Consider the following 12,566-nt stretch of genomic DNA (forward strand, 5'->3'; position numbering starts at 1 on the left):
ACGCTCCGCTACGCTTTCTCTACTTCACATAAGAGAGGATGCTTATTCTCTCTGGCGCACTGATTCACCTGCGCTGCTTTAGTATCAGCTATATCCCGGGTAAATACACCACATACCCCTTTTCCTTTAGTATGGACCGCCAGCATGACTTGTGTTGCTTTTTCCTGATTCATGCCAAAAAAACCCATTAGAATCTGTACCACGAAATCCATTGGAGTATAGTCATCATTTAGCAATACCACCCGATACATCGATGGTCTTTTTAGCTCTGGTTTTGCTTCCTCAGTAACCACTCCGGTATTGTTGTGATCAACAAAATCATCCGGGTCACCTGAAAGTTTAATATCACAAAACGCCTGACGCATATCATCTCTCAAAAAAATTAACAATTTTACACACCCTATTTTGGGTACCCCTTGACAAACCGGGCCTCCAGCCCAATGTTATACTATACGTGCAGGAGTTAAGAGTATGTGTAGTATCGGATGTCCCTGCTTTTTAACAAGCAACAACAGCTCTTATATTGCTTCATTGTAGCAAGAGAGTTTGTTGTGGTAACAGACCTAAAGGTAATTAGGGTTGATGTAATTTGGATATTGGGGGGGGCCCAATGCACACAGGGAAAGTTAAATGGTTCAATAACGGTAAAGGCTTTGGCTTTATCGTTTCAGCGGACTTTAAAGAAGATTTATTCGCTCACTACTCAGCAATACTAACGGAGGGTTATAAAAGCCTCAAAGCAGGCCAGGCAGTTCAGTTTGAAACAGCTCCAGGACCAAAAGGCACACATGCCATCAATATCAAACTGATCTCAGCATCTGAAACAGAGACGATCGACTAGGCAGACCTCTCTGCCAACTATGACAGAGAGGCCTCTGGCAGCAGAGAGGATGAACACAGCAAGGGTTGTTACAGAATGCTTGCTCAGGCAACCACATCCTGCCAACCCCTCTCTGCTACTTATAATTACATATGACTAATAATAGCGTCACCAAACTCTGAACTGCTGAGCAATGTCGCCCCAGCCATTAAACGCTCAAAGTCGTATGTCACTGTTTTCGCGGCAATCGCTGCATCCATCCCTTTTATGATCAGGTCGGCAGCCTCAAACCAACCTATATGCCGCAACATCATTTCAGCGGAAAGAATAATAGAGCCCGGATTAACCATATTCTTGCCAGCATACTTCGGGGCGGTGCCATGGGTAGCTTCAAATATCGCTACCTTGTCAGACAGGTTGGCACCAGGAGCGATACCAATACCTCCCACCTCAGCAGCCAATGCATCGGAGATATAATCACCGTTAAGATTCAGCGTTGCGACCACATCATACTCCGCCGGGCGCAGCAATATCTGTTGTAACATCGCATCAGCAATCACATCCTTAACAATAATCTCTTTGCCATTATTGGGATTGGTCAGCGTCATCCAGGGGCCGCCATTCAGCGGTTGTGCGCCAAATTCCTCTCTGGCAACCTCATAACCCCAATCCTTAAAGGCCCCCTCGGTGAACTTCATGATGTTGCCTTTGTGAACCAGAGTCATTGATCTGCGATCATTATCAATAGTGTATTGCAGCGCGCGCCTGACGAGTCGTTTAGTTCCTTCTTCTGACACCGGCTTGATACCGATACCACACATGGTATCAAAGCGAATCTTGGTGACGCCCATCTCCTGCTTAAGAAAACGGATCACTTTATCTGCCTCGGGACTGCCCGCCTTCCACTCGACTCCCGCATAGATATCTTCAGAGTTCTCACGGTAGATAACCATATCAACATCACCCGGGTTTATTACCGGGCTGGGCACCCCTTTAAACCAGCGGACCGGGCGCTGACAGACATACAGATCCAGTTCCTGGCGCAGTGCTACATTAAGGGAACGTATGCCGCCACCCACCGGTGTGGTTAACGGACCTTTGATCCCCACCGCAAACTCCTTGAAGGCCTCCAGAGTTTCTTCCGGCAGCCAGGTATCCTGGTCATATATCGCTGTCGCTTTTTCCCCCGCATAAACCTCCATCCAGGCGATTTTACGCTGCCCACCATAGGCTTTACTGACAGCAGCATCGACAACATCCAGCATCACAGGAGAAACATCGACACCGATACCATCCCCCTCTATATAGGGAATGACTGGGTGGTCAGGAACATCCAGCGAGTTATTGTCATTGACCTTGATCTTGCTACCTTGCGGGACGGTGATCTTTAGATATGCCATCATTTACCCCTCCTTCAATTGGAGAATATGATCTTGCAGACAAACTTGCAGAAACAGTATAGACGCTGGTACCCTGCCTGCCCCTCAGTTGTTTGACTGAGTATTGGTTATCAGCGCTTTTTATTGATGCTTTTCGTTCGTCTATTGTCACAGCGTTTTCAGCCACCTCGATTAAGCGGAAATTGATATGTCCGACATTATTTTGTTTAACAAACCTTTCCAGGTATTGACCCAGTTCACGGACAGCGAAGGACGGAAAAATCTGAGCGACTTTATCAAACGTAAAGGTGTCTATGCCGCCGGTCGACTGGATTATGACTCTGAGGGGCTGCTCATTCTCACCGATGATGGTCAGCTACAGCACACGCTGGCAGATCCTAAATTTAAACTGGAAAAAACTTACTGGGCACAGGTTGAAGGTGAAATCGCTGAGGATGCCTTAAAGCAGCTGCGTCAGGGAGTACCGCTCAAAGATGGTGTCACCCGTCCCGCTAAGGCTAAAAAGATCCCGGAACCGTCGATCTGGCCACGCACCCCGCCGATTCGGGAGCGACTCAATAAGCCTACAAGCTGGATTGAGCTGAAAATTACAGAAGGGAAAAACCGCCAGGTGAGACGGATGACCGCCGCGGTCGGCTTTCCAACACTGCGACTGATCCGTGTAGCTATTGGTAGCTGGAGACTTGAGAATCTGCAACCCGGTGAACAGCGTACAGAGGAGGTACATATCGCGGTTTCAGCAAAACGAACACCGCCAACAAACCGGAACAAACACAGGGGCACGTTCAAAGAAACAACCAAAGCCAATAGAAGCAGCCGGCCCCGCTAAGCCGTTTTACGTTTAAGACGACCTGTTTACAGAGATCCTTTACCAGTTATCAGCCGCATCCAGGTCGGACTGTTTGGCTTCCACCCAGTGCTCGCCCTCAAGGGTGATCTCTTTCTTCCAGAACGGCGCATCACGCTTGAGATAATCCATGATGAACTGAGCGGCCTGAAACGCTGCCAGACGATGAGCACTGCCAACCCCGACAAAGACGATATTAGCATTCAACTCAAGACGTCCGACGCGGTGGACCACCACCACATTGCCCAGTGGCCAGCGCTTCCGTGCCTGAGAGATAATGTTCTGCAGCGCCTTCTCCGTCATTCCCGGGTAGTGCTCAAGGTACATCGCCTCCAGACCCGCGCCATCCGGCAACTGCCGGACAATACCGGTGAAGGTCACAATCGCACCATGACTGGCATCATCCGCCCTGACCTGCTCAGACAGCGTTCCTATTGAAAAATCTTCAGTCTGAACCGAAACAATATCTTTAAACAAAGGACACTCCAAAATACAGCCAAAAGCGGTCAAAAATGGTAAGGTTGGCCCCCACAGCACACTGCAGAGACACATAAGCTGCAGAGAATCAATTCAATGGGTTTCACATAATTTAATATGGCCCTTAATATACGGGATGCAGAATGCGTTGGACACCCCATGTAACAGTGGCAACCATTATTGAGCAGGATGGCAAATTTCTCTGTGTTGAAGAACAGTCTCTATCGCTGGGCCAGCTGGTTATCAATCAACCGGCCGGGCATGTAGAAGCTAATGAAACCTTTGTAGAAGCCGCTATCCGCGAGACCCTCGAAGAAACCGGCTGGAGGGTCACCCCAACCGAACTGGTGGGTATCTATGTTTATACAGCGCCGGCCAACGGCGTGACGTACCATCGCTACTGCTTTGCCGCCAGAGCTGAGAGTAATGACCCTGAACTGCCACTGGATACGGGTATTGAACGGGCTCTGTGGCTCAGTCGTGAAGAGTTGGAACAACGCAGAGTGTGTTTACGCAGCCCTATGGTAACGCGCTGTATAGACGACTACTTGTCAGGCATCCGTTTTCCGCTGTCGGTTATCGTCGAAGAGGATGCTCAATGAAACACAGACTCTGTCATGCGAGCTTCCGGTAAAGCGAAAATCGGGTAAAACATTGAATTACGCGACTTCGGTCGCATATTAACCAGAATATTATCAGTTTTAAGGTCAGATACAGTCCCTATGTCAGCAGCAGCTAAAAACGACTCCACAACTATCGATCCGTCAACAGTCAAAGTGATCGTCGGCATGTCCGGCGGTGTGGATTCATCCGTGTCCGCCCTGCTATTGCAACAACAGGGATATCAGGTTGAAGGCCTGTTTATGAAAAACTGGGACGAAGATGACGGCACGGAATACTGTACTGCGATGGATGATCTGGCCGATGCACAGGCGGTCTGCGACAAGTTAGGCATTAAACTGCATACCGCCAATTTTGCCGCCGAATACTGGGATAATGTGTTTGAACATTTCCTCGAAGAGTATAAAGCTGGCCGCACCCCCAACCCGGACATTCTCTGCAATCGTGAGATTAAATTTAAGGCGTTTCTCGAATACGCCAAAATGCTCGGCGCTGACAAAATTGCAACCGGGCACTATGTGCGCCGTGGCGAAATCGATGGCAAAGCAGCACTGTTAAAAGGTCTGGATAACAACAAAGACCAGAGCTACTTTCTGCATCAGGTTGGCAGTGTCGAGCTGGCACAGACATTTTTCCCAGTAGGTGAGCTGGAAAAGCCGGAAGTCCGACGCCTGGCTGAACAGCATGACCTGATTACCCATAATAAAAAAGACAGTACCGGAATCTGCTTTATCGGCGAACGACGTTTCAGTGACTTTCTCAAGCAGTACCTCCCCGCCCAGCCAGGCAATATTGAAACCCCCGAAGGTGATGTAATCGGTCAGCATCAGGGGCTGATGTACCACACCATCGGCCAGCGCCAGGGGCTGGGCATTGGCGGCTTAAAAGATTACCCGGAAGAACCCTGGTTTGTGGCAGATAAGGATCTGCAACGTAATGTATTGATTGCAGTCCAGGGGCAGCAGCACGAATTGCTGTTCAGCAACTGGCTGACAGCCAGCGATCTCTTCTGGATTAGCGGAGAGAAACCCACCCTGCCATTTAGCTGCCGTGCTAAGGTAAGGTATCGCCAGTCCGATCAGGGCTGCACGGTTTTTTCTGCAGACGAGGGCTATCGGATAGAGTTTGACGAACCCCAGCGAGCGGTTACGCCCGGTCAGTCCGTGGTGATATACCATAACGACGTCTGCCTGGGTGGTGGCGTTATTGAAACAACCGGAAAGACAGCTGCCGCAACAACAGCCGCCCACAACGCGTAGAGAGACAATCAGCACTATGTCCAGAGCAGAAGATCAACAGGCAATCGCCCTCGCCGGGCTGTTTCAGGCGGCCAGTCTGGTAGAGCAGATCGCTACCAGGGGAATGGTGTCACAAAATAGCTTTGAAACCTCCCTGGCAAGCATCTTCGTCACCAATCCCGAGACCACTGAGGAGATCTTCGGTGGTGTTCACGATCTGCCGATTAACCTTAGCCAGGGCTTTCGCGGACTTCAGGAGCTGCTGGATAAAAACCGCTCAGAACAGAACCCCGATGTGATTCGCTACGCTCTGAGCATTATCCACCTGGAACGTAAGCTGAATAAACGCCCCGATCTGCTGAAAACGATTGGCGAGCGAATTGACAAGATCGCCAAACAGGCGAGCTATTTTGCCGAAGCTGGCACCAGCCTGACCGATAATCCAACGGCCTATACCCACCCCAGCGTCGTAGCAAACCTTGCCAGCCTCTATCAGGATACGCTGAGTACATTCAGCTTCAGAATTCAGGTGACGGGGGAGCCCCGTCATCTGCAGAATGCCGAAAACGCAGCAAAAATACGCGCATTGCTCTTGGCAGGCATCCGCTCAGCGATGCTCTGGCGGCAGGTGGGCGGTAAGCGCTGGCACCTGCTATTTTTCAAATCCCGGCTGCGCCCATCGGTGCGTCAGATCAGTGGCCGGGGCTAACCAACCAGCCCGGCGATGGGTTGCTTTAACTAAGCAACAAAAAAATACCTTCCAGATTTTCCCTGCGAGGCTATTTTAGCTATAATTCGCCCTCAAAATTTAACCCAGTCAGGTATTTACTCGATATGGATCTTTCTTCTCTTTCCGCGATCTCTCCAGTTGATGGTCGTTACGGCAGCAAAACCGCTGATCTTCGCCCTGTATTCAGTGAGTTTGGTCTGATACGTGCCCGTGTAACTGTTGAAGTTCGCTGGCTGCAGAAACTTGCCGCTCACCCGCAAATTACTGAAGTTCCCGCACTCAGCGATACAGCGAATGCGGTTCTGAATGCTCTGGTAGATAACTTTGGTGAAACTGAAGCCAACCGGGTAAAAGAGATTGAACGCACCACCAACCACGATGTTAAAGCGGTTGAATATCTGATTAAAGAGCGTATCGCGGACAACGCTGAGCTGGCAGCGGTGAGCGAATTTGTTCACTTTGCCTGTACCTCTGAAGATATCAATAACCTTTCCCACGCGCTGATGCTGAAGCAGGGACTGGACGTTATGCTGCCGATCATGCAGCAGGTGAACGATGAGATCGCCCAGTTGGGACGCGCCTATGCTGCTCAGCCAATGCTATCCCGCACCCACGGTCAGACCGCCTCCCCGACTACTGTCGGCAAGGAGATGGCCAACGTCGCCTATCGTTTGCAACGTCAGATCAGCCAGATCAAAAAGGTTGAGCTACTGGGTAAGATTAATGGCGCGGTGGGCAACTACAACGCACATATCTCTGCATACGCTGATGTTGATTGGGCGAAAAATGCCCAGGAGTTTGTTGAAGGTCTGGGGCTGACATTTAACCCCTACACCACACAGATCGAACCCCACGACTATATCGCAGAACTGTTTGATGCTGTGTGCCGCTTTAACACCATCATCATCGATTTCGACCGTGATATCTGGGGTTATATCTCTCTGGGATATTTCAAGCAGAAAACCATCGCGGGCGAAGTTGGCTCATCGACAATGCCACACAAAGTTAACCCGATTGACTTCGAAAACTCCGAAGGCAATCTGGGTATTGCCAACGCCATAATGCAGCACCTGGCAGCAAAACTGCCGGTATCCCGCTGGCAGCGTGACCTGACCGACTCAACCGTGTTGCGTAACATGGGCGTTGGTTTTGGCTACAGCCTGATCGCCTATCAGTCCAGCCTGAAGGGTATCAGCAAACTGGAACTCAACCCTGCCCGCCTCGATGCGGATCTGGAAAACAGCTGGGAAGTTCTGGCAGAGCCGATTCAGACGGTGATGCGTCGTTACGGCATCGAAGAGCCCTATGAAAAACTCAAGGCACTGACCCGTGGTCAGGATATGAACAAAGCGACCATTATGGCATTTGTTGACACCCTGGAAATGCCTGACGCCGCAAAAGAAGAACTGAAACAGCTGACACCGCATAGCTATATCGGCAACGCGGTTGATCAGGCCAACGCGATCTGATTATCGCTACGGTCAAAAAAAGCAGAGCCTTGGCTCTGCTTTTTTATTGCTTTAACTTAACAGATTAAGCCGTTGATATTATGGAAGTATTGCAAGCTAAAGATGGCGCTAAAATCCACTACCTGCGACTGGGTAAAGGCAGCCCAATTATATTCCTGCACGGCTGGAGTGCCAGCGCAAAAGACTGGTTGCCCTTCGCATCTGCGTTGGCTGATTACCACGAAGTGATCTGCTGGGATGCCCGGGGACACGGTGGTCACCCGCTTAATCCAGAGACCAGCACCCATGTCAGAGAGATGGCTGCAGATCTGCAGCTATTGATGCAACATCACGATTTAGACAATGCTCTGCTCGTTGGTCACTCCATGGGGGCACTGACCCTGTGGCAGTATGTTCAGGACTTTGGCTGTGAACGTTTAGCCGGTGTCTGCATCATTGATCAGTCGCCTAAACTGGTCACCGATGGGCAGTGGCAAAACGGTATTTACGGGAAGTTTAACCAGGCTGACAATCAGCGCCTGATCGAGACTTTGCGTGAAGATTTTGCCGAAGGACTGCTGCAACTGGTTGCTAATGGTTACAATCGTAAATCCTACGAAAACTACAACCGCAACTCCCGGGGCTTTCAACAGATGCGCGAACACCTGCAAACCCTTGACGGTGAGCCTCTGGTACAGTGCTGGGAAAGTCTGACCGCTGCAGACTACCGCGATGTTCTGCCGCTGATCTCAGCCCCCGCGTTGCTGATTTACGGCGATGAAAGCCAGTTCTACAGCCAGGCTGTAGCGGAGTATGTGCGGGACAGGATTCCCAATGCCGAGCTACATATCTATGAAAAAGCTGATCACTCACCGCAGCTGTTTCACCGGGAACGTTTTATCTGGGAGCTGCAAAAATTTGCCCGTAAAATCGCTCAACCGGACTGATTAAGGCTACGCGAAAAAACCAGCACACCCTCATCATTCAACTGACGATGAACCCGCGTCTCGGCTAACAGATAATTGAGATTAGCCAGGCATTCACCGCCCGCCAGTAACAGATTGAATAGCGGCAGTTCACGCTTATAGATTAACCCCGCCAACTGCATCACGGTAAGTGGCGCTGAGCAGGCCTGCTCTACCTCGATCAGAGTCTGCCTGTGTTCCTCTATCAGCGCGGTTAATCGCCCCCTGAGGCCATAAAACGGACGCTCATGGGCCGGTAACACCAGCGTATCTGCCGGTAGTCTGGTTAATCGGGATAACGAATCCAGCCAGGCTGACAACGGATTTGCCTCGGGTCTGGCAGGTCTGACACTGACATTAGAACTTATCCGGGGTAGCACCTGATCACCGGAAATCAGCACGCCCAGCTCCTCAGAATATAAACAGGCATGGGCCTCAGAATGACCTTCCGAGATAATAATTTGCCAATCTTTATTACCGACCGTGATGACACAATCTTCCTGCAACGCCTGGATATTCTCAGGCAAAGGGTGAATCAGAGTAGAGATGCCGGTAAAAATACCCATAATCCCTTCAGATTGCTTGTCATCCATCCCCAGCCGGTGAAGAAACCCCTTCGTTGTAGCGGTAAAATACTCTGAGTCAGCCCCCTTCAGCTGAAAATATTCACCTGCAGTGCGTTGTTCACCCGCCGTAATCCACAGCTGCGCATCTGTATGCCGGCATAACCAGCCTGCGGCACCAATATGATCAATATGCGCATGAGTCAGGATAACCTTCTTAACCGGTTTACCTGCCAACAATCCGGTCAGTACTTTTTCCCAGACCGCGCGGGTATCTGCATTACCAAGACCACAGTCCACCACGACCCAGCCATCAATATCATCAAGGATATAGAGGTTGATATGATCCAGATCGAAAGGTAGCGGCATCCGCAGCCAGAGCACTCCCGGCGCTACCTCAACCAGCTCTCCAAAGTCCGGCACTGAGTATTCGGCAGTTACAATTGAATTCACTTTCACAACCTCAGGGTTAAGATTTCATCTCTAAAGGTCAGCACCTGTCTGATGATTCAGATTAACACGTTTAAATCGGGCAGAGATGGCTTCAGCTTTACTGTTACAGTCAATATTTTGATCTTTGCGGCCATAGTAAGATTTGCAGCATCAGGCCACTTCGTTCTTAAGAACGATTTCTAACCTGATATCGATACGGAAAGCTTCTGGATTGTCACTGCAAAACTCATTAAACTTACGCCGTTCTCAACATCACAAACCAGCCACGACTGATCGTCTGATACTCAGACAACCCTCTCGTTTCTGGCAACCGGAACGACGTGTTTGCAACATGCAGCAAACCGCCATCGCTCGGGAAGCCTGATCTGAAACAATAACACTCAGGCCGTAACTGACTATCATAGCTGCCTGACCTGATAACGATGACACTATGCTCGACAATATCCGTATCGTACTGATTAACACATTCCACCCAGGCAATATCGGCGCCGCCGCACGGGCGATGAAAAATATGGGGCTAAGCCAGTTGTATCTGGTTGAACCGCGCATCTTTCCAGACGAAGAAGCCGACTCACGCGCTGCCGGGGCAAAAGACCTTCTGGAACGTGCCGTGGTAGTCGACACTCTGGATGAAGCGATCGCTGATTGTCAGTTGGTGATCGGCACCAGTGCGCGTAACCGCACCTTCGACCTGCCAATTTTTGATGCTCAAGATTGTGCCCGCAAGGTGGTGGGTGAAGCTGAACACGGTAAAGTTGCTATTATCTTTGGGCGTGAAACCATGGGGCTGCACAACGCAGAGCTGCAAAAATGTAACTACCATGTTTATATTCCGGCTAACCCTGAATATCCGGTTCTGAATGTCTCTGCTGCGATTCAGCTGGTGTGTTATGAGATCTGGCAGGCTCACAGCAAAAAAGACTATATTAAACGAGAAGAGCCCTACCCGCTTACCCAGGATATGGAACGATTTTACCAACACCTGGAAAGTGCTTTACGCAAGACTCACTTCATCATTCCCCAACATGAAGGCAAAGTGATGGACAAGCTGAGACGCTACTTTAACCGCTCCCGACCGGAGCGTACTGAGTTAAATATGCTGCGGGGCATTCTCACCTCGATCGATGAAACAACGACTAAATTAGCCGCTGCCAGCACAGCAGAAGCAACAACATCCCAGGATAAAGGATCTGATCAATGAGTGATTCACCTTTCGGCGACATCTCAATCGAAACGTTTCTGCGTGATTACTGGCAGAAAAAACCGTTACTGGTGCGTAATGCCTTCCCCGATCTGCAAGCGCCTGTAGGAGCGGATGAGCTGGCAGGACTATCCCTTGAAGACGATGTTGAATCACGTCTGGTGGTGCAGAGTCCCGATGGCGATGACTGGCAGATCAAACATGGTCCTTTCGATGAAGACACTTTCACCAACCTGCCTGACACCCACTGGACGCTGCTGGTTCAGGCAGTGGACCACTGGGTACCGGAAGCCAGTGAAATTGTCGAACAGTTCCGTTTTATCCCCAACTGGCGCTACGATGACCTGATGGTCAGCTTTGCCACACAGGGCGGCGGTGTTGGCCCCCATTACGATAATTATGATGTATTCCTGATTCAGACTCAGGGCAAGCGTCGCTGGGAAGTAGGTGGATTCTTTGACCAGAACTCGCCCCGCCGGGCAGACACGCCGGTAATGATCATGACCCAGTGGGAGCCCGAATATAACTGGGTGCTGGAACCCGGTGATATGCTCTATATCCCGCCCCAGGTTGGTCATAACGGTATCGGAGAGACCGATGACTGTATGACCTACTCGGTTGGCTTTCGCGCGCCTTCCCACGCAGAGATTATGCGCAGCTTTACCGACTTTATCGGTGAAAAGCTAACCTCAGAGTCCCGCTATACTGATCCGGATCTGACACTGCAGGATAATCCTGGTGAGATTACTCCTCAGGCAATACAAAAAGTGCGCGAAATCTTTACCGGTTATCTGCAGGATGACGCCCGTCTGGGCGAGTGGCTGGGTAAATTTGTTACCGACCCGAAATATCCGGAGCTGGATCAAAGCCCTGAAGAACCCGCCACCGTAGAACAGATCAGAACCGCGCTGCAAGAGGGAGACCTGTGTTTCATTCGTAATGAGGGCAGCCGATTCTCCTACAGTGCCGGAAAAGCAGGAGAGATTCAGCTCTATGCTGATGGCAGCTGTTTTAAAGTGCCTGAAAGCGGCAGTACCTTAGCCACCAGCCTCTGCCAAACACCGACCATTGTGATCAGTCAGGGGGAATGGAGCGACCAGCAGCTACAACTGCTGGCCGATCTCTACAATCAGGGGTCACTCTATACTGAGTGACAGCGCAGATCATTAACCCGGAATGACACTACCCGTCACTCTGGGTAGTCCGCATCATTGCTAAAAAGGCCATATCTGATGGCCTTTTTCAATTTTGCAACACACGACAAACGTCCCGCTGAATTATCTGTTTTTCCCTGCTCATCGCAGAGTTTTGTAGTCGCTATTCGCATATGATATTTTGTTATATAAAACAACCCTATATATAACCAAACTATTCTGTAAATACAGCGATATTCCCCCTGTACGAAAGTCGCTAGACTTTAGGTTATGACAACTGAATCCCCTACTGTTTCTGGCTCTGCTGCAATGCAACAAGCACTCTGCCTTGTAGTATAACTACAGCATGGTATATCCAGCAGATGTAGTAGAGCTACAGCTTTGCTGCTATGCACAAAAAAGCCTTTGACCCACCCCCGCAAAGGCAGCATCATGAGTCTTCCGTGAGGCGTCAGCCACTGCGACACTTTGCTGACGTAAGATGTAACCAGCCTTCTAAGCCAGAACCTATAAACGATAACCTCTGGATAGATAGCGACCAACAGAAGGATTCACCATGTCTAGTCTGACTCAAGATATCGAAACAGTAGCAGCCCTGAAAGAGACCTACGGCTCTGCCTGGAATGCGATCAACCCTGAATACGCTGCC

General features: G+C 50.2%; 13 protein-coding genes. 9 read left to right on the top strand and 4 right to left on the bottom strand.

Translation table 11 applies throughout. From position 1 onward, the window contains the following. Window positions 1–8: 8 nt before the first annotated feature. The gene (clpS, locus tag ACQY8X_RS09510) at window positions 9–365 is read right to left on the bottom strand and encodes an ATP-dependent Clp protease adapter ClpS (protein ID WP_428034907.1); all 357 of its coding nucleotides are present in this window, start codon (window positions 363–365) and stop codon (window positions 9–11) included. Between the two features lie 245 nt (window positions 366–610). On the opposite strand from clpS, the gene ACQY8X_RS09515 reads away from it, so the two are divergent. Continuing rightward, window positions 611–841, top strand: a complete 231-nt coding sequence (locus ACQY8X_RS09515; RefSeq protein ID WP_428034908.1) for a cold-shock protein — start codon at window positions 611–613, stop codon at window positions 839–841. A gap of 125 nt (window positions 842–966) precedes the next feature. Here the strand turns inward: ACQY8X_RS09515 and icd are convergent, their stop codons facing one another. Continuing rightward, window positions 967–2,220: an NADP-dependent isocitrate dehydrogenase gene (gene icd / locus ACQY8X_RS09520; RefSeq protein WP_428034919.1), complete on the bottom strand. Its 1,254-nt coding sequence runs from the start codon at window positions 2,218–2,220 to the stop codon at window positions 967–969. A gap of 187 nt (window positions 2,221–2,407) precedes the next feature. On the opposite strand from icd, the gene ACQY8X_RS09525 reads away from it, so the two are divergent. Further along, the gene (locus ACQY8X_RS09525; RefSeq protein ID WP_428034909.1) at window positions 2,408–3,049 is read left to right on the top strand and encodes a pseudouridine synthase; all 642 of its coding nucleotides are present in this window, start codon (window positions 2,408–2,410) and stop codon (window positions 3,047–3,049) included. A gap of 39 nt (window positions 3,050–3,088) precedes the next feature. Here ACQY8X_RS09525 and moaE read toward each other — a convergent pair whose 3' ends face one another. Next, a complete protein-coding gene (moaE, locus tag ACQY8X_RS09530) occupies window positions 3,089–3,544 on the bottom strand; it encodes a molybdopterin synthase catalytic subunit MoaE (protein ID WP_428034910.1) in 456 nt (151 codons plus the stop codon). 143 nt (window positions 3,545–3,687) lie between these two features. Here moaE and ACQY8X_RS09535 point away from each other — a divergent pair, with 143 nt between their 5' ends. From ACQY8X_RS09535 to ACQY8X_RS09555, 5 genes are all read left to right on the top strand, one after another. After that, a complete protein-coding gene (locus tag ACQY8X_RS09535; protein WP_428034911.1) occupies window positions 3,688–4,146 on the top strand; it encodes an NUDIX hydrolase in 459 nt (152 codons plus the stop codon). A 120-nt stretch (window positions 4,147–4,266) separates the two neighbouring features. Continuing rightward, complete coding sequence (gene mnmA, locus ACQY8X_RS09540; protein WP_428034912.1) at window positions 4,267–5,424, top strand: tRNA 2-thiouridine(34) synthase MnmA; 1,158 nt, start codon at window positions 4,267–4,269, stop codon at window positions 5,422–5,424. 16 nt (window positions 5,425–5,440) lie between these two features. Next, on the top strand, window positions 5,441–6,112 hold the full coding sequence (gene hflD / locus ACQY8X_RS09545) for a high frequency lysogenization protein HflD (RefSeq protein ID WP_428034913.1): 672 nt from the start codon (window positions 5,441–5,443) through the stop codon (window positions 6,110–6,112). Between the two features lie 125 nt (window positions 6,113–6,237). After that, entirely contained in the window at window positions 6,238–7,602 is a 1,365-nt protein-coding gene (gene purB, locus ACQY8X_RS09550; protein WP_428034914.1) for an adenylosuccinate lyase, read from the top strand. 80 nt (window positions 7,603–7,682) lie between these two features. Next, entirely contained in the window at window positions 7,683–8,528 is an 846-nt protein-coding gene (locus tag ACQY8X_RS09555) for an alpha/beta fold hydrolase (protein WP_428034915.1), read from the top strand. On the opposite strand, the gene ACQY8X_RS09560 is transcribed toward ACQY8X_RS09555, so the two are convergent. After that, window positions 8,516–9,562 (bottom strand): MBL fold metallo-hydrolase, encoded by a 1,047-nt coding sequence (locus ACQY8X_RS09560; RefSeq protein WP_428034916.1) that lies wholly within the window; start codon window positions 9,560–9,562, stop codon window positions 8,516–8,518. The two genes, ACQY8X_RS09555 and ACQY8X_RS09560, sit on opposite strands and share 13 nt — an antisense overlap. A gap of 430 nt (window positions 9,563–9,992) precedes the next feature. Between ACQY8X_RS09560 and trmJ the strand changes: the two genes are divergently transcribed. Together trmJ and ACQY8X_RS09570 are read left to right on the top strand one after the other, a co-directional pair. Further along, window positions 9,993–10,763 (top strand): tRNA (cytosine(32)/uridine(32)-2'-O)-methyltransferase TrmJ, encoded by a 771-nt coding sequence (gene trmJ, locus ACQY8X_RS09565; RefSeq protein WP_428034917.1) that lies wholly within the window; start codon window positions 9,993–9,995, stop codon window positions 10,761–10,763. Next, the gene (locus tag ACQY8X_RS09570) at window positions 10,760–11,917 is read left to right on the top strand and encodes a JmjC domain-containing protein (RefSeq protein WP_428034918.1); all 1,158 of its coding nucleotides are present in this window, start codon (window positions 10,760–10,762) and stop codon (window positions 11,915–11,917) included. Before trmJ ends, ACQY8X_RS09570 begins: the two co-directional genes overlap by 4 nt. Window positions 11,918–12,566: the final 649 nt, after the last annotated feature.

It is taken from the genome of Amphritea sp. (assembly GCF_050300915.1).
In the GTDB taxonomy this organism is placed as follows: Bacteria; Pseudomonadota; Gammaproteobacteria; order Pseudomonadales; family Balneatricaceae; genus Amphritea.